The 17,686-nt window shown below is 46.3% G+C and carries 23 protein-coding genes; 14 read left to right on the top strand and 9 right to left on the bottom strand.

Annotated features, from left to right (window positions below):
* From QT974_RS14550 to QT974_RS14535, 4 genes are all read right to left on the bottom strand, one after another.
* The coding region (locus QT974_RS14550; RefSeq protein WP_333469181.1) for a hypothetical protein at positions 1 to 432 on the bottom strand (432 nt) is incomplete at its 3' end.
* Between the two features lie 164 nt (positions 433 to 596).
* Positions 597 to 854, bottom strand: a complete 258-nt coding sequence (locus QT974_RS14545; protein WP_333469180.1) for a hypothetical protein — start codon at positions 852 to 854, stop codon at positions 597 to 599.
* 24 nt (positions 855 to 878) lie between these two features.
* A complete protein-coding gene (locus tag QT974_RS14540; RefSeq protein WP_333469179.1) occupies positions 879 to 1,124 on the bottom strand; it encodes a hypothetical protein in 246 nt (81 codons plus the stop codon).
* 60 nt (positions 1,125 to 1,184) lie between these two features.
* The gene (locus QT974_RS14535) at positions 1,185 to 1,580 is read right to left on the bottom strand and encodes an Ig-like domain-containing protein (protein ID WP_333469178.1); all 396 of its coding nucleotides are present in this window, start codon (positions 1,578 to 1,580) and stop codon (positions 1,185 to 1,187) included.
* A 386-nt stretch (positions 1,581 to 1,966) separates the two neighbouring features.
* Here QT974_RS14535 and QT974_RS14530 point away from each other — a divergent pair, with 386 nt between their 5' ends.
* Both QT974_RS14530 and cbiE read left to right on the top strand, forming a co-directional pair.
* Positions 1,967 to 2,464 carry a GNAT family N-acetyltransferase gene (locus QT974_RS14530; protein ID WP_333469177.1) on the top strand — a complete coding sequence of 166 codons (498 nt, stop codon included), beginning with the start codon at positions 1,967 to 1,969 and terminating at the stop codon, positions 2,462 to 2,464.
* Between the two features lie 20 nt (positions 2,465 to 2,484).
* A complete protein-coding gene (cbiE, locus tag QT974_RS14525; protein WP_333469176.1) occupies positions 2,485 to 3,693 on the top strand; it encodes a precorrin-6y C5,15-methyltransferase (decarboxylating) subunit CbiE in 1,209 nt (402 codons plus the stop codon).
* 90 nt (positions 3,694 to 3,783) lie between these two features.
* On the opposite strand, the gene QT974_RS14520 is transcribed toward cbiE, so the two are convergent.
* Complete coding sequence (locus QT974_RS14520; protein WP_333469175.1) at positions 3,784 to 4,221, bottom strand: type II toxin-antitoxin system VapC family toxin; 438 nt, start codon at positions 4,219 to 4,221, stop codon at positions 3,784 to 3,786.
* Positions 4,187 to 4,432 (bottom strand): hypothetical protein, encoded by a 246-nt coding sequence (locus QT974_RS14515; RefSeq protein WP_333469174.1) that lies wholly within the window; start codon positions 4,430 to 4,432, stop codon positions 4,187 to 4,189. Before QT974_RS14515 ends, QT974_RS14520 begins: the two co-directional genes overlap by 35 nt.
* 204 nt (positions 4,433 to 4,636) lie before the next feature.
* Here QT974_RS14515 and QT974_RS14510 point away from each other — a divergent pair, with 204 nt between their 5' ends.
* The 3 genes from QT974_RS14510 (at position 4,637) to QT974_RS14500 (ending at position 5,856) form a co-directional block, all read left to right on the top strand.
* Entirely contained in the window at positions 4,637 to 5,023 is a 387-nt protein-coding gene (locus QT974_RS14510) for a DUF433 domain-containing protein (protein WP_333469173.1), read from the top strand.
* Entirely contained in the window at positions 5,020 to 5,373 is a 354-nt protein-coding gene (locus tag QT974_RS14505; RefSeq protein ID WP_333469172.1) for a hypothetical protein, read from the top strand. Before QT974_RS14510 ends, QT974_RS14505 begins: the two co-directional genes overlap by 4 nt.
* Before the next feature lie 78 nt (positions 5,374 to 5,451).
* Positions 5,452 to 5,856 carry a hypothetical protein gene (locus tag QT974_RS14500; protein ID WP_333469171.1) on the top strand — a complete coding sequence of 135 codons (405 nt, stop codon included), beginning with the start codon at positions 5,452 to 5,454 and terminating at the stop codon, positions 5,854 to 5,856.
* 41 nt (positions 5,857 to 5,897) lie between these two features.
* Here QT974_RS14500 and QT974_RS14495 read toward each other — a convergent pair whose 3' ends face one another.
* From QT974_RS14495 to QT974_RS14485, 3 genes are all read right to left on the bottom strand, one after another.
* The gene (locus QT974_RS14495; protein ID WP_333469170.1) at positions 5,898 to 6,128 is read right to left on the bottom strand and encodes a hypothetical protein; all 231 of its coding nucleotides are present in this window, start codon (positions 6,126 to 6,128) and stop codon (positions 5,898 to 5,900) included.
* 523 nt (positions 6,129 to 6,651) lie between these two features.
* Complete coding sequence (gene cphA, locus QT974_RS14490; protein WP_333469169.1) at positions 6,652 to 9,363, bottom strand: cyanophycin synthetase; 2,712 nt, start codon at positions 9,361 to 9,363, stop codon at positions 6,652 to 6,654.
* Positions 9,364 to 9,702: 339 nt separating this feature from the next.
* Positions 9,703 to 10,596 carry a cyanophycinase gene (locus QT974_RS14485; protein ID WP_333469168.1) on the bottom strand — a complete coding sequence of 298 codons (894 nt, stop codon included), beginning with the start codon at positions 10,594 to 10,596 and terminating at the stop codon, positions 9,703 to 9,705.
* 22 nt (positions 10,597 to 10,618) lie between these two features.
* Here QT974_RS14485 and QT974_RS14480 point away from each other — a divergent pair, with 22 nt between their 5' ends.
* The 9 genes from QT974_RS14480 to QT974_RS14440 all read left to right on the top strand — a co-directional run bounded on the left by QT974_RS14480 (position 10,619) and on the right by QT974_RS14440 (position 17,634).
* A complete protein-coding gene (locus tag QT974_RS14480; protein WP_333469167.1) occupies positions 10,619 to 10,840 on the top strand; it encodes a hypothetical protein in 222 nt (73 codons plus the stop codon).
* Positions 10,841 to 10,928: 88 nt separating this feature from the next.
* Positions 10,929 to 11,603, top strand: a complete 675-nt coding sequence (gene trmD / locus QT974_RS14475) for a tRNA (guanosine(37)-N1)-methyltransferase TrmD (protein WP_333469166.1) — start codon at positions 10,929 to 10,931, stop codon at positions 11,601 to 11,603.
* A gap of 60 nt (positions 11,604 to 11,663) precedes the next feature.
* A complete protein-coding gene (locus tag QT974_RS14470; RefSeq protein WP_333469165.1) occupies positions 11,664 to 12,887 on the top strand; it encodes a DUF1517 domain-containing protein in 1,224 nt (407 codons plus the stop codon).
* Positions 12,888 to 13,101: 214 nt separating this feature from the next.
* Positions 13,102 to 13,668, top strand: coding sequence for a zeta toxin family protein (locus tag QT974_RS14465; RefSeq protein ID WP_333469164.1), 567 nt, complete (start codon positions 13,102 to 13,104; stop codon positions 13,666 to 13,668).
* A gap of 1 nt (position 13,669) precedes the next feature.
* A complete protein-coding gene (locus QT974_RS14460) occupies positions 13,670 to 13,849 on the top strand; it encodes a hypothetical protein (RefSeq protein WP_333469163.1) in 180 nt (59 codons plus the stop codon).
* Between the two features lie 235 nt (positions 13,850 to 14,084).
* A complete protein-coding gene (gene ispF / locus QT974_RS14455; RefSeq protein WP_333469162.1) occupies positions 14,085 to 14,564 on the top strand; it encodes a 2-C-methyl-D-erythritol 2,4-cyclodiphosphate synthase in 480 nt (159 codons plus the stop codon).
* A gap of 68 nt (positions 14,565 to 14,632) precedes the next feature.
* Positions 14,633 to 15,181: a hypothetical protein gene (locus QT974_RS14450; protein ID WP_333469161.1), complete on the top strand. Its 549-nt coding sequence runs from the start codon at positions 14,633 to 14,635 to the stop codon at positions 15,179 to 15,181.
* Positions 15,159 to 15,731 (top strand): PIN domain-containing protein, encoded by a 573-nt coding sequence (locus QT974_RS14445; RefSeq protein WP_333469160.1) that lies wholly within the window; start codon positions 15,159 to 15,161, stop codon positions 15,729 to 15,731. Before QT974_RS14450 ends, QT974_RS14445 begins: the two co-directional genes overlap by 23 nt.
* A 127-nt stretch (positions 15,732 to 15,858) precedes the next feature.
* Complete coding sequence (locus QT974_RS14440) at positions 15,859 to 17,634, top strand: ABC transporter substrate-binding protein (protein WP_333469159.1); 1,776 nt, start codon at positions 15,859 to 15,861, stop codon at positions 17,632 to 17,634.
* The last annotated feature ends 52 nt before the right edge of the window (positions 17,635 to 17,686 follow it).

Raw genomic sequence — 17,686 nt, 5'->3', positions numbered from 1 at the left:
GCCGCTATCTCCACAGCGAAGATTTTTCGTATCCATTAGGATTTCTCGATCGATTTGAGAATCTCCAGATATAGGAATAATACCAAATAATTTATTGGAATCAGCAGCTTGTGCCAAAAACCAAGCCTGAATAATTTTAAAACTTTCTGGGGTACAAGTTGATAAACTTCCGGGCAAAGGTTTGTCATTGTCAAAGTTAGCAGTGGTGCGAATCCGCATCCAAATATCTCGTTGATCTTGCGGGAAGACGTACCCTTCTCCTGTTATCATATCTCCAATTATACGGTTTTTTCCAAATAAAAATTGGTCGTTATATAACTCGTTAGTTCCTACGGGTATAGGGATGTTTAACCTGAATAGGATAAAAGCTAATACAATGATGCCAATGGGAGTCCCAACTATAATGGCGATCGCCAGTTTTATTTTGTTCATAACTGTTAACCTATTTATCGGTGTACTTAACACATTTTAGCTTTGTTCCTATGAGATGTCTTGCTATATATCTGCGTCATTTCGTGCTAATCTGCCTTGGATTGGCAGTCGAGAGAGCGCTTAAGATTTTATACAATAAATCTCTGATATATGTTGCACATATTCTAGCTGCGTGGGGGATTTTTTCGTTTATACAAATATGAAATTAACGCAATTACGCCACAGAGTAGTGGCAAGCCATAAAACATCAAAAACCACCACACAATGAGAGCAAACGACCAACGCTCAGACACCGGGATATATTCTAAATCTGGTTTGCCGTCGTACCAATACGGGCTACTCCAAACCATCCCATATGCTACGGCGTATACGAGCAGTGGATAAGCAGCAACTGTCAAAATTATGCGATCGCGTAGATTCATAAAATAGCAACAAAACTTGTGATTTTATTTGATAGTTAATTGGGCTGATTTTATCCGATCGCCCATTTGTCCTGTAATGGTCACAGTTCCCGATCGCAGCGCCCGAAACCTGCCCGGTTGCGTGCCCATATGATGAAAGGTGCGATCGAGTAACGGCCGCGAATTCGGAGGCTTGGTTGGCGCACTAGGCCCCGGCTCCTGATAATCTGGAGTCCGCAGCCCGAAAGTTACTGGGGGTAGCAAATTGCCTTTTGAATCAGAAGCGATCATTTCAAAGGTAATGCGATCGCCCGCGCGGACGGTTGCAACTTCTGGTAGAATCCGAAGTGTTCAATCTGGCGGGTAAACAATACCCGACATAGAGAGTGTTTCTCCACCTTTTTTTGCGAACACGCTAAACTTTCCCGGCGCAATACCCGTCACAGTTCCATCTGGGGAAACTTGGACGACTCCTTCAGAATCGGACGACCACACCCACTGTTTCTCGGACTGCGTAGAATCTCCTGCTGTACATTCTGAAAAATCGGTACTCCCGATTTTTAGCTTAGTCGTTTTACCCACAATTAAACGCTGTACTTCCCCAGAATTGTATTTAAGGCAAGGGGAACTGTCATATATACTTAGAAAGCCGAGAATATTCCACACCGTAATACCTATGAATCCGAATAACAGGACGATCGCAGTTACGCAGCCGAACCCGATAAATTCCTTGTGTTGGTTATTCATATTTAATATTGGTTTTTTTATATTTATAACTTTATGAAACAGTGCGCTCAGCGCTCTAGCTTTGTATGCCACCGATAAAAGTGGCACATAGATCAAATGCTATTATTTTGTTACAGCAGGAATACGGCGCTAAAGTATCTCGGAATAAATTTGTGATTTCACAGCAGATAAAATAGCATTCATTCACTGACTTTTATTAAAAATATCTGCGTTAATCGTCGGTTGTATCTGCCTTAAAGGAGCGGTTAATATATCAAAACTTTATGCAATAGGTATTGTAAAGTTGAATCGCTAAGTATAACATTACGCGGTCAGCCAAGTGTAATATAATAGATGGACAATAACATTGAATAATGTAGGTAAGTTATCCTAAAAAAGTAACCGACATGATACTTAAAACTGATAGATTGGTTTTGAAACCTATTTTGGATAGCGACCTCCACACGCTCCACAGAATTTTTACTAATTCCTATGTCAGGAGATATCTGTGTGACGGCGAAATCTGGTCGCTGCAACAAGTAGAAGAAATGCTTGCGGAGAATCAAAAGCTTTTTGCAGAAAAGAAATTCGGTCTTTGGTTTATGGAGACAAACACGGAGCAAGAAGTTATTGGATTTGTGGGTTTGTGGTATTTTTTTGAGGAAGAACAGCCGCAGTTAGTTTACGCATTGCTGCCAACGGCAACGAAAAAAGGTTACGCTACTGAAGCTGCCACTAAAATCATAGAATATGGTTTTGATGAACTTGGCTTTGAGTATGTTGTCGCAAGTTGCGATCGCCCAAACATTGAATCATGCAAATTAGCAGCCAGGCTCGGGATGAGACAAGTAGAAGAAAGGATTGTCAATGAAAATCCCATATTATTCTTTAGAATCGATAAGTAGTAATTAGCAGTCAGGGCGCAATGCACAAATGGCTTTCGGTGGTGGGAATTGGGGAAGACGGACTTTCGGGATTGAGTTCGATCGCCCTTTCGTTACTCGATCGATCTAAAATCATTGTCGGTGGCGCCCGTCACCTCGCCATGCTACCCGCCGGCGACACCCGCGAAAAATTAGTTTGGGCTTCACCACTACAAACCACAGTTGACAGCATCATCAGCCGTCGCCCAGAGTCTGTCTGCGTGCTCGCAAGCGGCGATCCGATGTGTCACGGAATTGGCGTCACTTTGTCGCGCCGGATTCCCATTTCGGAAATGACTGTGATTCCCGCAGCATCGGCTTTTAGTCTGGCTTGCGCGCGTTTGGGTTGGCCGCTGGCGGATGTTGAGACTTTCAGTTTAACCAATCGCCCGATCGCCTCGATCGCCCTTAGTTTCTCTCCCGGTGCACGCTTGCTAGTCTTGAGTGCCGATCGACATACGCCTGGAAAAGTTGCCCAATTGTTGACACAGCAGGGGTTTGGCAGCAGTTTGATGACTGTGTTCGAGCGGATGGGAGCGGAGGCGGAACGGCGGATCGAAGGGGTTGCAGCAGCTTGGGAGGCGGCGGATTTAGCTGATTTGAATGCGATCGCCATTGCAGTTGCAGCCGATCGCGAAACTCTGCTGATTCCCCGCACCTCCGGCTTACCGGATGCAGCCTATCGCCACGATGGACAGTTGACGAAACGGGAGGTTAGAGCCGTTACGCTGTCGGCGTTAGCGCCGATTCCGGGGGAGTTGCTGTGGGATGTGGGGGCGGGTTGCGGTTCGATCGCGATCGAGTGGATGCGCAGTCATCGGAATTGTCGGGCGATCGCGATCGAGCGCCATGCAACTAGACTGGAATACATCGCTGAAAATGCCTTGAATTTAGGTGTTCCCGAACTCAAAATCGTTGACGGAGACGCGCCCGCTGCTTTGGCAAATTTGCCGCAACCGGATGCTATTTTCATCGGTGGCGGTGTCACCGCAGAGGCTTTGCTGGAAAGTTGTTGGGATGCTTTGGGTGAAGGCGGGCGATTAGTTGTGAATGCGGTGACTGTTGAGAGCGAACTTACGGTGCTGCAATGGCATTCTTTGCACGGCGGGGAATTAATTAGAATTGGGATTCAGCGACTGGGGGCGATCGGTTCTTTTCAGGGTTGGAAGCCGCTTGCACCGATTACTCAGTGGGCGGTTGTTAAGAGGTAATATCAATTCTGAGATGCGATCGGAATTATTTAACCACAGAGTACGCTCCAGAACACAGAGGAAGAGATGAGAGAGATGAATCATTCGGGATTACTCGATCGCAATCGAGATGACTACCAGCTCTGTGACTCGGTGCATGGGCTTCGCTAGTTTTTCAGTTGTAATAAATTCTTCTGCATAGACGGAGAGTGCGGCCGCAATGTGCAGTGCATCCATTGCGGCTAATCCATAAGTACGAGCAATGCGATCGCCATTTTGAAAAATGTTTTCTAAATCGGTTCCCCAAACCGTTACTGAAATGAAGAAGGCTTCGTAGAATTCTGCTTCTTCGAGTTGTTTGTTATAAAGTGCTTTGGGCAGAGTTTCTAGTTGAACGAGCCCACTGGTGGCAAATTGTCGGGTGTCATCGTCTAAGATTTGAGCGGCACGAATGCTGATGGAAGGTTCGCCCCGAAATGCACTAATTAAAACACCTGAATCCAGATAAGTTAGTTTACCAGACACCGCAGCCACCTCGACGATCGGCAATTTCTTGCTCTAACTCCACTTCATTGAGGAGTTTCATACCGTTGGCGATCGCCCGTTGGCGAAGTTTCCACAGGGTTTGACCGAGTTGTGTTTTGGGGGTAAATTCGGGTGAAGATTTGAGCGCTAGAGCTTGGGTAAACTGAAGGACTTTTTCGCGATCGGCGGGGGCAAGTTCGCGCCAGTATTGTAGGAGGATTTGTTCGGGAGGCATGGAAAACTTTTGGCCGTAACTCTATAATTTATTTTACTCTTTTACAATCAATTGGGTCAATGCCATTGGCGATAAAAATCTAGTTTATTCCCAGAGTCTTTGAACAGCATAAGCATCAAGCATTTCCTCGTGGCTGACTCAATAGGCATCTTCTGTCCACTATGCTAAGATGAAGGCTGGTTTACATTTTTTGATGAGGTCGTTATGACCAGTTCGCTGTCTCCTACAAGCATTTCTCGCTATGTCACCCGCAATCCTGAAGTTTTGCAGGGGGAACCGCTTATTGCAGACACTCAACTTACTGTACGGGATATTGTGGTGTTTTGGAAATCGGGAATAAAGCCTGAAGAAATCCCACAGAAGTTACTTCAACTCGTGACGGCTGCTCAAGTGTTTGATGCAATTAGCTTTTATCTGGATAATCAGCCAGAAATTGACGATCGGATTGCTTGGTATGAGGCGCGTCCGATTTTGAATGTTTCACCTCTTTTGAGATGTAATCCGTTGCTGAATGAAGTCACGGAATATGTTGAAGCATATCGCCGCGATCGAAATGCCGATATCGATTTTCCTGAGTCTGAAGCCGTATGACTCAATATATTCTCGATACCGACCATATCACACTGCTACAACACTCTAATCCACTCATATTGCAACGTTTTGAAACTCTCCATACCAGCGATGTTGCTATTACTGTCATCAATGTTGAGGAATTGATTCAGGGCTGGTTCAATGCAATTCGTCAAGCTTCGCAACCCGGACAGAAGCAACGCTTAACTTGGGCTTATGTCGGTTTGAGATCGGCTGTTAAATTTGTCAACGATTTTCTGGTTCTGGATTTTACCGAGTCAGCTTGCGAGCAAGCAATATTTGGCGCTGCGCCATCAGGGAATACGAATTGGGACACAAGATTTGCGGATTGCGTCCATTGCTTTGGTTAATAACTCAATTTTAGTGACGCGAAATCGACAAGATTTTGCACAAGTCCCCGGACTGGTTTTGGAGGATTGGACATAATAATGAGGAAGAGAAATATCACACAAGTTCAAAATAAGTTAGCGATTCAGCAGGATATTATTGTGCAGCTTTTGGCACAGTTGAATGTTGAGTATCAAAAGACTAAATCAGAGCGCAAAGAGATAGCGCATAGATATCTTGGTTCCGAAGAAGATTTATCGTTTTTGGAGGAGCTTGAGTTAGTGACAGTTAGCATTCGCAGTTATGCCAGTCAGATTGAGCGTCGCGCGGGAGTTGAAAACCGGGAGGAAGCGATCGCTTCTTTACATCAGCTTAGGGTGTTCGATCGTTCTGCGATTGCTGAGTTTTATGATGAAACGCGATCGGGCTATCTTCAAATGCGAGCCTATATCCGAATGCTGGACTATTTGCGGTTGCTGCTGTTGGAGTATTTGCAGATGGAATAAAGCTAATGACTATCATCACAATACAATAAACCTAGCACAACTTAGTCACCTGATGAATTGTCAGAAGATGAACGTAATAAGTCTAGCAACAAACAAATTCCGATAGCTTGAAAAAGAGAAATTTTGGAGAATCCAAACAAATCTGGCATCAGCCAGTTCCAGAGCAGAACAACCAATATACAATTAACGATTGCCCAAACGATAGCACTAATTAGCATTGTTAAGCAACCGCCACTGCAACCACCAGTAAAAAAATTACCAGGACTATTCATGAGAACTTTTCCTCATTTGTTTCGATTTATTTAGAACTGAAGGATCACTTGCTTGAAAATAATAACCTCCCAAGCACAAATAAACCAACTGCTTGCAACCAAGATATTTCCTTAAATCCAAACAGAGAAGGCATTAGCGAATTCCAAAGGAAGACAGTCAAGGGACTGAGTAAAATAGCCATAAACACGATAAATGGAATGCCAATCAAAAGAAGGGGCGGAATAATAGAAATATACCATCGCCAGTATGACCATCCTGACTGTAGACTAAAATGATGATAATTCATGCCCACCTCCTAGTAAGATGTAAACTTAGGTCTGTTTGTAAAGCCATAAAAACTTTCCGCATAAAGTCTGTTAATTAACATCATCAAATAAACAACTGTCAATGTCAATTCATAAAAATCATAACTTTGACTTCATAAAAGTCATGTTTATAAATGCCTGTAAAAAAAATAGGTTGGGTTTAACGCAATTAAACCCAACCTATTAATTAAATGAAACTTCAGACTTTAGCCTTGATTTACACCGAAGTTTTCAAACTGTCGCGCGACTCTCCAAGGCGATCGACAATAGCAGCATTTACCACAGATTCCTGAATTGGCTTCCGGGCTTCAATCAAAGCCAGAGCTTTCGTGACACCTTCGGGTAAAATTACCACCAAACTGCCCTTCGGCGCTTCATCTAAAGCCTTGTTAACAGCCGTTGTTTCGTCGAGAATCAACTCGTATTGAACTTTAGATTGGTCTGGGGTGCGTGCGGCGATCGCCTCTGCAATCCCTTGGCAAATTAACTTGGCCACCACACCGGGTTCTCGGCCCCGCCTGTCAAGGTCTTCTTTGACAATAATCCGATCGAACATATCGGCAGAAAGTTTCCCCAAGGTGACAAAATCTTCATCTCTGCGATCGCCCGGCGCGCCAACTACCCCGATCCGCATTCCTTCCCAATTCTGCACAAAACTACCCAAAGCTTTGTAGCTGTGCGGGTTGTGGGCGTAGTCGAGCAAGGCGTGATAGCTGCCCAAATTAAACAAATTCATCCGTCCGGGAGTTTGACCGACGGAGGCTTGGAAGCTGGACAAAGCCGATCGAATATCCTCTATTTTCACTCCTTGGGCAAAAGCGGCCAAACAAGCTGCCAAAGCATTCGCAATCATAAACGGCGCGCGCCCGCCCATTGTCAGCGGCACATTCACAGCCTGCTCGATTCTCAGCGTCCAATCACCTTTGAGGATCGACAAGTAACCGTTTTCGTAAATCGCAGCCAGCCCGCCCGCAGCGGTATGTCTGGCAACCAATTCGTTGTCCGGGTTCATCGAAAAATATGCAATTTGAGCCTTGACACGCTGCGCCATTTGTGATACCAGCGGATCGTCTGCATTCAAAACTGCATAGCCTTTGGGCATTACTGACTCGACGAGGACGCTCTTGAGTTTGGCTAGTTGTTCCACGGTGTCGATGTCGCCGATTCCCAAGTGATCCGCCGCGACGTTCAAGACGACGCCGACATCGCACTGATCGAAGCCCAAGCCCGATCGCAAAATTCCGCCTCTAGCCGTTTCCAGCACCGCCACTTCCACTGTGGGATCGGACAAAATCAAATGAGCGCTCTGCGGCCCAGTATTATCTCCGCTTTCGACTAAATAATCGCCGATGTAAGTGCCGTCAGTAGTCGTGTAGCCGGTAATTTGACCGGTTTGCTTGACAATGTGGGCCAGCAGGCGAGTAGTTGTAGTTTTGCCATTGGTTCCCGTCACCGCTAAAATCGGCACTCGGGTGGGTTGAGGCGAGGGGAACAGCATATCGAAGACGGCGCCGGCGACGTTGCGGGGCAAACCCTGACTCGGGGCGACGTGCATTCTGAAACCCGGTGCTGCGTTGACTTCGACGATGACGCCGTTGACATCGCGCAGCGGTACGGAAATATCGTCTGTTACTACGTCAATGCCGGCAATGTCCAAACCGATAATTTTGGCGACTCGGGAAAACAGCCAGACGTTTTCGGGGTGGATTTCGTCGGTGCGATCGACTGCAATGCCACCGGTGCTCAAGTTGGCTGTCGCGCGCAAGAATACTCTTTTACCTGTCGGCAATACTGAGTCCATGGCGTAGCCTTGTTTTTGGAGCAAATCGAGGGTCAATTTGTCGATCGTGATCCGGGTGAGCACGTTATCGTGTCCGTCTCCCCGCTGCGGATCGCGGTTTACTTCTTCAACGAGCTGTTCTACTGTATCTCTGCCGTTGCCCACAACGTTAGCGGGGACTCGTTCGGCGACTGCTACGACTTGTCCGTTGACTACTAATACTCTGTGGTCGCGGCCGGTGTAGTAGCGCTCGACTATCACGTTTTTGGTTTTCGATGCTGCGCTGGCTAAATCGTAGGCTTCTTCTGCTACTTCCCAGGAGTTGATGTCGATCGTAATTCCGCGGCCGTGGTTGCCGTCTAGCGGTTTGAGGACGATCGGAAAACCGCCCACATCTTCGATCGCTGCTTGGAGTTCGTCTAAATAATTAATCACCGTCCCTCTGGGAACCGGCACCCCAGCAGCCCCGAGGATATTTTTGGTACCTTCCTTATCGCAGGCCAGTTCTACCCCCAAAACTCCCGTGCGGTTGCTGAGAGTTGCCTGAATCCGCTTTTGGTACACCCCGTAGCCGAGTTGAATCATAAACCGGGCGCTCAGAGGTATCCAGGGAATGCCGCGAGCTTCTGCTTCCTTGATCAGTGTTTCTGTACTCGGCCCGAGGGCCGCCGACAAAGCAAACTCCTTGAGGTCTCTCAAATCTTGGGCTAATTCTGCTGCTGGATAAGAGCCAGTATCGGCAATGCTCTGGCAGATCCGCACGCCCGCGCGGGTTGCATAGCGACCTGCTTGTTCGTTTTGATACTCGATTACTACTTGGTAAGTACCAGGTGTTGCCGTCTCCCGGGTGCGACCGAACCCGACCGGCATTCCTGCCATTTCCTGAAGTTCTAGGGCTACGTGTTCGATTACGTGTCCCATCATCGTGCCTTCTCGAACCCGTTGCAGGAAGCCGCCGCGATGGCCGGGAGAACAGTGATGGTCGTCCAAACTCGGGAGTGTGGCGGTCAACCCTTCGTAGAAGCCAGGAATTTCAGATGTGGTTTTATCTGCCAACTCCTCTAAATCCAGACGCATGAGGACGAGTTTGTGGCGTCTGATGCTCCAGTAGTTGGGGCCGCGTAACGTCTGGATCTTAAGTATTTTCATGACTGTAAGAGGGGTATGGGTCGCTAAATCTTATAGGTAATTGCAGCATTTATTCAATTTGGAGCTAGATTGCTCGATCGACTGTTCGCTGCGAACAGTTTTGCATTGAATTTCCAGTTATGGGCTGCCAGCGACAGAAATTTAATGCTCCAGCGATCGGCTAGAAACAAGTGCAGGTAAAGGGCAGGAACAAACTAGAAGCCAGAAGGTAGAATTTAATGTGATTCTACCTTCTGGTGTCAGCCCGTGGCTGTTTTGGAATACATCCTTCTGTTGTATCTTTGATTCGGCCCAAATGCCGCATACTTTCTGCCCGATCGATGACTTTGATATTCTGCGTTAGTTTGCTGTGCGGCATTCCAAAGGCCAGCCAGACTCCGAACAGGCTGCCGATGGCATTGGTTTGCCTAGGGGCATATTGTAGCAATCTCCGTGACACAGAACGTGCAAGCGCATATTGAACAGACTTAAGGGTTCTGTCGCTGCTACCATTGCCTCGTTGGTATAAAAATTTTCCCTAGAATCAACAATAGTCACCGTGCCTTTACCTAGAACTTTCAGAGTATCGTCTCCCTCAAACAAGGCGCAGGTATCTTCGTCAATACCAATAGCGATGCGATCGGGATGAGAAGCCACAGCCGACAACAAGCGAGCCATGCGGTTGCGGTTGTGAAAATGCTGGTCTACGATGATATTGGGAATAATGTTAAGTCCGTTTGCCATGTCTACCAAAGAGCGGTTTGGTGACGCGCCGCTCCCGCCGCCAGCAATCATGTGATATCCCATCACCGCAGCACCCGCACTGGTACCGGCGAGGGTAATCTTCCCTTCCAGAGTATATTCGCGAATTTTTTCCATCAGCGGGGTGTCCGCCAGCAGCCCGCAGAGCCGCAGTTGATCGCCACCTGTGATGAATACGCCCGTACAGTCTTCTAAATAATCTTTCCAGACGGGGTTTTCGCCTTGTTCGCGTTCGCGGATGTCAATGACTTTGACAGCGCTCACGCCCATTTCGTCAAAGATAGTACGATAGCGGTTGCTAATTCCTTCGGGATCTCGGGAAGCGCAGGGGACGATCGCCAGCCGAGCGTTTGTACCCCCAGCACGGCAAAAAAAGGTATTCAGAATCTCTCGCCCGTGCACTTTGTCTTCGGCTCCTCCGATGACCATAATCGAGGTTTTCGTGCGCTGGGAAAGATTGTGTTCGAGGGCTTGGGATGTCAACTGCTGCATAGTGTGTCTTCCTCTGTGAGATGTGAAATTAAATTTTGCCGTGGCTGGGGGTAAAATTGGGCTTTTTAAGAGGGAATATTTTTATCTTGCGAGTGAGGTGCTCGAATCGCCGATCGCGCGATCGCGCAGTCGTCTGGGGGCGAGTTTACTCGCAGCCACCTGTGAGAACAGATTATTTTGGTACAAAATCGGCTCGTGGACAAAGGAAGAGAATTTAATTTACAAAAATGCTCAGAAATTATAAGGAATTATAAAGAATAAAGCAATTACTGAAAACCGATCGGCCTCTAACGGTCAAACTAGAGGTGATGTATCCCTAAATTCCAATTATTGTGCGATTTGACGTTGTTACCCTATTTCCAGAATTTTTCCAGGCTCCTCTAGCATCGGGGCTAATGGGCAAAGCCTTAGCTAAAAATATTGCTGAGGTAAATTTTGTCAATCCCCGCCATTTTACCACAGACAAGCACCAGCGAGTCGATGACGAGCCTTACGGGGGCGGAGTCGGGATGTTGATGAAGCCGGAACCGATTTTTGCAGCGGTGGAGTCGCTCCCGGTTTTGCCGCGGCGCGAGGTGATTTTGCTGACACCCCAGGGCGAACCGATGCAGCAGCCGATGTTTCGGGAGTTCGCTACCGGGTGCGATCAGTTGGTGTTGATTTGCGGCCATTATGAGGGTGTGGACGATCGAGTGCTGCATTTGGTAACTCGCGAGGTGTCTCTAGGCGATTTTGTGCTCACCGGAGGCGAAATTCCAGCTTTGGCTTTGATTAATGGGGTTTTGCGATTGTTGCGCGGAACCGTGGCGAAGGAAGATTCGCTGAAATTTGAGAGTTTTGAAGACGGACTTTTGGACTATCCGCAGTACACTCGACCGGCCGATTTTCGGGGATTGAAGGTGCCCGACGTGTTGCTATCTGGTAATCACGCAGAAATTGCTCGCTGGCGCAAACAACAGCAAATTGAAAGAACTCGATCGCGCCGCCCAGATTTGCTAGCGGATTAACTGTGGGCTGTGGGCTGTTGACATTCTTGATTTAACACTGGATTTTTCCCCAGAAAATTTATGCTAAAAAATCAACTTTTGTGCTGTAGTGCGATCGCCTTTGTGCTCGCGGGTGAAGTTACTGTAAATTTAACTCCCAGCAGCGGTGGCAAATGGTTAAATATTAACCAGGAAGCTGTGGCCAGAAGCAGCGGCGGCAGCAGTGGAGGAAGTAGTGGCGGGCGATCGAGTTCTTCTAGTTCTTCTTCTAGTTCTTCTTCCAGTTCCAGCCGTTCTAGTTCTTCTAGTTCTTCTAGTTCTTCAAATTCCAGTCCCAGCCGCACCAGCAACAGCGACAACACTGGGGGAAGAGTTCGCAGCGGCTCTTTTGACAAGCCCGCCGCACCTGCACCTGTCCCCGCACCTAACGCTCCAATTCCGCCACAATCTAGCAATAACAGAACTGTAATTATCCAGCAGCGCACCTATAATTCAGGGCCGAGTTATGTAGTTCCTTACAATTCCGGTAACAGTCAACAAAATACAGGTTCCAATCAACAGCCCGCAACTAATCCAGCACCAGTTACCGCGGACAACAACTCGGATAGCGCTCCGAGTTCGGAATCTGCCGAAGATGGCAGATGGTTTTGGTTTTGGCTGTTTGTTGCGGTAGGCAGTTTAGCGTTAGTAGCTTACTGTATTTACTATTATCGACCCACATCCAGTAACGGAATTAAAACCGATATCTTTGCTGTCCGAAAATTGCAAATTGCCATGTTAGCAGAAGCCCGCGAAGTTCCACATCAGCTAACTGAATTGACGTTAAATTCACACCTAGAAACTGAGTCAGAACGCGCAGATTTTTTGCAAGAATCTGTTTTGATTGTTTTGCGATCGCCAGAAAATTGGACTCATTGTTGCGCGAGTTACCAAACAGTTGCCAATCGGGAAGAAGCGGCGCAAATGTTTAATCAAATCTCGATTCAAGAACGCAGCAAGTTAAGTGTGGAAACTCTAAGTCTGGTTAACGGCGACATCCGCACTCCTCAGTTTGTCAGTGCTGGATACGAAGGGCCTGGAGAGTATATTATCGTCACGTTTTTGATTGGGACAAAGAATGCCAAACCGCTAGTTGGAGACATTCGCGATGTTGGAAAATTGAAAGCCGTGTTAGAGGGAATGGCTGCGACTCCTGCTGAGAATCTGCTGGTTTTAGAGGTGATTTGGAGTCCGCAGCAGGAAACCGATAGTTTGACTGGTGATGAGTTGTTGGGTGCTTATCCGGATTTGATTCGGGTTGGTTGATGGCTGAGGGCTGAGGGCGATCGTTTGAATTTGGCAATTTTTTGGTATTTTGGGCGATTCATGCTCTTTGTTTCTATCTTGATTATGCTTTGATCGGCCAATAGTAAATTTATCAAACTAACGATTGTGAGGACTGAAGTCCTCACTACAAACCTGATGATATTTTTTGAACTATAGCTGAGATGATATTAATCAAGTATAGCAAATTAAAATCATGCCGAGTCTTTACATAATTGGCGGCGCTAATGGTTCCGGCAAAACCACTGCATCAATGAGTTTATTACCTAACTTTCTGGACTGTTTTGAATATGTCAATGCTGACGCAATTGCGGCTGCACTTTCGCCATTCAATCCCGAATCTGTAGCCATTACCGCCGGACGAATCATGCTACAAAGACTGCAAACCCTGTCTGATTCGGGAACTGATTTTGCTTTTGAGACGACTCTCGCAGCCCGCAGCTTTGCAACTTTTGTCAGAAGTTGTAAAACAAAAGATTATACAATTAACCTAATTTACTTTTGGCTGCGATCGCCCGAACTGGCCGTAGCAAGAGTAGCCCGACGAGTAGCTAGCGGCGGTCATTCTATCCCAGAAGATGTCATCCGCCGTCGCTATGACAGAGGACTGCGAAATTTGATTGCTCTGTATTTGCCACTGTGCGACAATTGGATTATCTATGACAACTCTTACGAAACTGCTCAGTTAGTAGCGGAAGGGAGTATCGAGGAAGAACAGATAATCTATAATATTGAAAGCTGGAATCAAATAACTCAAAAATAAAATGAAACAATCAAAACCAAGACAACTTTTATCTACAAAGATTAATGCTGGAGTGAAAGCGGCAGTTGCAGCAGCTATAGAAAGACACCGTAAATTAGGTGAATCTATTGCTGTTTGGCAAGATGGGAAAGTAGTAATTTTAACAGCCGATCGCATTCCTCCAATATCTGACCAGAAGTAAAACAACTCAATCGCCCAAAAAACTTACTCATCTCCACGCAGACTGTGACATAATACTCTACTGTCTGCTTTTTGGCCACCTAAAATCTACCAGAAAGAATTGGTTTAAAGCCCAAACCCCGATCTGGAAAAATTAAAATCAGATTATTCATTACTCCAATCCTCTTCCTTTTAGGTAGAGGTCGCCCTCCGAAGTCAACTGTCAACTGTCAACTGTCAACTGTCAACTGAATGAAATGAACATCCGCATCGGTAACGGTTACGACATTCACTGCTTAGTTCCAGAACGCCCCTTGATCCTCGGTGGCGTCCACATTCCCCACACATTAGGCTTATTAGGACACAGCGACGCAGACGTACTCACCCACGCGATTATGGACGCCATGCTGGGAGCTCTGTGTTTGGGAGATATCGGGCTGTATTTCCCGCCAACTGACCCAAAATGGAAAGGCGCAGACAGTCTCGTGTTGCTGGCACAAGTCAATCAGTTAATATTAGATAAAGGCTGGGAAATTGGCAATATTGACTCGGTGGTTGTCGCCGAACGTCCGAAGCTGAAACCGCATATTAAGCAAATGTGCGATCGCCTTTCTGCTGTCTTACAATTAAAACCAGACCAAGTTGCTATCAAAGCTACTACCAATGAAAAGTTAGGGCCCGTGGGGAGAGAGGAAGGAATTGCAGCCTATGCTGTAGTTTTGCTGGGCAAAAAATAGAACTCTACAATCTAAAATTGATTGTGGAGTCAATTGTTTAATCCAAAATCGCTAGGAAGCCTGAAATCATGGACACTGATACCTGGGAATTACAATTTCCTGTAGACGCTGATGTGATCGCGTTGGATAAGGACGATCGCATAGTCGCGCTGATCGAGGTTAAAATTATTCAAGCTCAAGAAGCAGCGGCGAAACAGAAAATTGTCGATCGCGCGATCGATTGGATCAAAGCTGTGTTAGCTAAGCTGTCTGAAAGAAACGCGATCGTTCCCTATGCTATGTTTGTTGATGCGGAAAAAATTTTGATTTTTAAATGGGATGGTGTGAATTTATCGGAGCCTGTTTGCACTCTAAATACTGGTGAAATATGTCGCTATTATATGCCGACTTTTGGCAATACATGGCTCTCTGAACGTACCCTTGGGGGACTGATTGAATCGTGGCTGCATGACTTAGATTATAATTGGAAATCAGAAAGTCCGCCAGCATCAGAACAGATAGCAGCCATCGGTTTGCTGCCATTACTCGCAGGTGGAACAACAAAATCAGGAGTGGAATTAGGTGGCAATTATATATATCGAGACCAACTTTCTGATGAGTATTGCTACAGGGCGTGAGGCGGAAGCAATTATGTTGCTCAGAGATTTGTCATCATCAGTTCAGTTAGTCATACCCAGCGTTTGTTATATGGAGGCTTGGTCAGCTTTCGAGGACGAGCTGAAGCGACAAAACTCTTTTAAGGAACAGCTAAGCCGCCAAATTAGCGAAACAAAGCGAGATGTGACCTCTGAAAAAGTCGCATCTCTATCTTTTTACTTAGAAGAGTCATTAGTTTACTATCTCGAACGAATAGATGAAATTGAATTGCGGTTGCGTGAAGCAATTTCTCTGATGTCAGAAAATGCCGAAATGATTGTATTAAATTCAGAGATTATTCAAGCAAGTTTAAACAGACCTCTTATCAAAAAAGATCCAACAGACAATTTGATTTTACACTGTATCCTCAGTCATGCCCGATCGCATTCCACAGAAACCAAAGTATTTCTCAGCGGTAACGTCAAAGAATTTGGTCTACCGGAAGTTCAAAATACTTTGCGAGAGGCGGGGATTACAAAGTATTTCTCTGTCACTAAAAACTTTCTAGGTTGGCTACAATCTCAATCATAATTGCACGCAGGTGGTACAGTTGACAGTTGACAGTTGACAGTTGACAGTTGACAGCGCTGTTTATATCAGGGATTTGGGCGCTGTCGCTATAAGCCCGGATGCAAAAACATATTTTTGGTCAATAATTATGAAAAATTTTCCTATTTTACATTCAAAACGCCGCTGGTTGGCTATTGTGCTCGCTGCAATTGCAGCCGTCAGTCTCTCAGCTTGCAGTCTGGCCCGATCGACTAACTTAGCAAACAGGCTCGTCGTTCCCACCCCCAGCGGCCCCGCCACCTTCAACTATCCGCTAAATCAATCTGCATACAGCATTTTTGGCTATATGTATGAGGGATTGATCAACGAAAACGGCTTGACATCGAAGCTAGAACCAGGTTTAGCTGAGTCGTGGGAGGTTTCTAAAGATGGCAAAAAGATTGTCTTCAACCTGCGAGAGGGATTGAAATGGTCGGATGGCGAACCGATGACTACTGATGACATTATCTTTAGCTATGAAAAAATTTATTTCAATGACAAAATTCCTAGCGGTTTGAAAGATACTCTGAGAGTTGGTATGAGTCGCCAATTCCCAAAAGTCAAAAAAATTGACAGCCGCCGCGTTGAATTTTCAGTACCAGAACCTTTCGCTCCTTTTATTAGATATGCTGGGGGAATCCCTATTTTACCAGCTCATATTTTGCAGGAAGCTGCTACCAATACAGAGGCTGACGGCAAGCCTAAATTCTTGAATACTTGGGGCACGGATACCGAGCCTAAAAAAATTGTCGGTAACGGTCAATACCGAATGCTGAGTTATACTCCCAACCAGCGCGTTGTTTTGGAAAGAAATCCCTATTTTTGGCGCAAAGATGCACAGGGTAACAGTCAGCCTTACCTCCAGCAAATTGTCTGGCAAATTATCGAAAATACTGATACTCAACTCCTGAATTTTCGCTCGGGCGATTTGGATACTCTGGACGTGCAGCCGGAGGTGTTTCCGCTGCTGAAACGGGAGGAAAAACGCGGCAAATATACGATATTCAACGGTGGCCCGGATACTGGCAGTGTGTTTATGTGTTTCAATCTGAATAAGGGGCGCAACGCTCAAAATCAGCCGTTTGTAGACCCGGTTAAGTCTCGCTGGTTCGCGAATAAAGAGTTTCGGCAGGCGATCGCCTACGGCATCAACCGCGACAGCATGACTAACAATATCTATCGCGGACTTGGCGCGCCGCTGCATTCCCCAATTCCGCCACAAAGTCCGTTCTACTTGTCTCCAGAACAGGGATTGAAAACTTACAGTTACGATCCGCAAAAATCGAAAGAGTTACTGTTAAGTGCAGGATTCAAGTATAATAGTAACGGCGAATTGTTGGATGCTGAGGGCAACAAAGTGCGGTTTACTTTGTTGATGGCTGCTGGAAAAAAAGTCCGCGAGCAAATGGGAACGCAAATTAAGCAAGATTTGGGTAAGCTGGGGATGGAAATTGATACGCAGTTCCTGAGTTTTAACACTTATGTGGAAAAACTGCGCCTGAGTAAAAATTGGGATACTTACCTCGGCGGTTTTACGGGAGGGCTGGAACCCCACAGTGGCTATAATATTTGGTCTGTTAAGGGGACTTTACACAGTTTCAATCAGGGCCCGCAAGCCGGAGAACCACCAATTAAGGGTTGGGAAGTTTACGACTGGGAGCAGAAAATTGATGACCTTTACGTAAAAGCTTCCCAAGAGCTTGATGAGGCGAAGCGCAAAGAACTTTATGGGGAGACGCAGAAGATTATAGCGGAACAAGTGCCGTTTATCTATATGGTGAATCCCTTGACTTTTGAGGCGGTGCGCGATCGCATTTCGGGAATTCGCTATAGTGCGATCGGCGGTGCTTTCTGGAATTTGTACGAGCTGAAAATTACAGAATAGTCAGTTGTCAGTTGTCAGTTGTCAGTTGTCAGTTGTCAGTTGTCAGTTGTCA

Source organism: Microcoleus sp. BM001215392, assembly GCF_036700185.1.
In the GTDB taxonomy this organism is placed as follows: domain Bacteria; phylum Cyanobacteriota; class Cyanobacteriia; order Cyanobacteriales; family Microcoleaceae; genus Microcoleus.
Note: the sequence above shows the minus strand (reverse complement) of the source record. Positions and strands in the feature narration are given on the sequence as shown.

Bases quoted from the DNA above. Each gene is read 5' to 3' on its own strand.
- QT974_RS14540 (WP_333469179.1), bottom strand. From the start codon at position 1,124: ATGATCGCTTCTGATTCAAAAGGCAATTTGCTACCCCCAGTAACTTTC.
- QT974_RS14470 (WP_333469165.1), top strand. From the start codon at position 11,664: ATGCTAAAAAATCAACTTTTGTGCTGTAGTGCGATCGCCTTTGTGCTC.
- QT974_RS14445 (WP_333469160.1), top strand. From the start codon at position 15,159: ATGAGTATTGCTACAGGGCGTGAGGCGGAAGCAATTATGTTGCTCAGA.
- QT974_RS14465 (WP_333469164.1), top strand. From the start codon at position 13,102: ATGCCGAGTCTTTACATAATTGGCGGCGCTAATGGTTCCGGCAAAACC.
- QT974_RS14440 (WP_333469159.1), top strand. From the start codon at position 15,859: ATGAAAAATTTTCCTATTTTACATTCAAAACGCCGCTGGTTGGCTATT.
- QT974_RS14515 (WP_333469174.1), bottom strand. From the start codon at position 4,432: ATGCCTCCCGAACAAATCCTCCTACAATACTGGCGCGAACTTGCCCCC.
- cphA (WP_333469169.1), bottom strand. From the start codon at position 9,363: ATGAAAATACTTAAGATCCAGACGTTACGCGGCCCCAACTACTGGAGC.
- QT974_RS14510 (WP_333469173.1), top strand. From the start codon at position 4,637: ATGACCAGTTCGCTGTCTCCTACAAGCATTTCTCGCTATGTCACCCGC.
- QT974_RS14505 (WP_333469172.1), top strand. From the start codon at position 5,020: ATGACTCAATATATTCTCGATACCGACCATATCACACTGCTACAACAC.
- cbiE (WP_333469176.1), top strand. From the start codon at position 2,485: ATGCACAAATGGCTTTCGGTGGTGGGAATTGGGGAAGACGGACTTTCG.
- QT974_RS14530 (WP_333469177.1), top strand. From the start codon at position 1,967: ATGATACTTAAAACTGATAGATTGGTTTTGAAACCTATTTTGGATAGC.
- QT974_RS14495 (WP_333469170.1), bottom strand. From the start codon at position 6,128: ATGAATAGTCCTGGTAATTTTTTTACTGGTGGTTGCAGTGGCGGTTGC.
- QT974_RS14450 (WP_333469161.1), top strand. From the start codon at position 14,633: ATGGACACTGATACCTGGGAATTACAATTTCCTGTAGACGCTGATGTG.
- QT974_RS14535 (WP_333469178.1), bottom strand. From the start codon at position 1,580: ATGAATAACCAACACAAGGAATTTATCGGGTTCGGCTGCGTAACTGCG.
- QT974_RS14545 (WP_333469180.1), bottom strand. From the start codon at position 854: ATGAATCTACGCGATCGCATAATTTTGACAGTTGCTGCTTATCCACTG.
- QT974_RS14500 (WP_333469171.1), top strand. From the start codon at position 5,452: ATGAGGAAGAGAAATATCACACAAGTTCAAAATAAGTTAGCGATTCAG.
- ispF (WP_333469162.1), top strand. From the start codon at position 14,085: ATGAACATCCGCATCGGTAACGGTTACGACATTCACTGCTTAGTTCCA.
- QT974_RS14460 (WP_333469163.1), top strand. From the start codon at position 13,670: ATGAAACAATCAAAACCAAGACAACTTTTATCTACAAAGATTAATGCT.
- QT974_RS14485 (WP_333469168.1), bottom strand. From the start codon at position 10,596: ATGCAGCAGTTGACATCCCAAGCCCTCGAACACAATCTTTCCCAGCGC.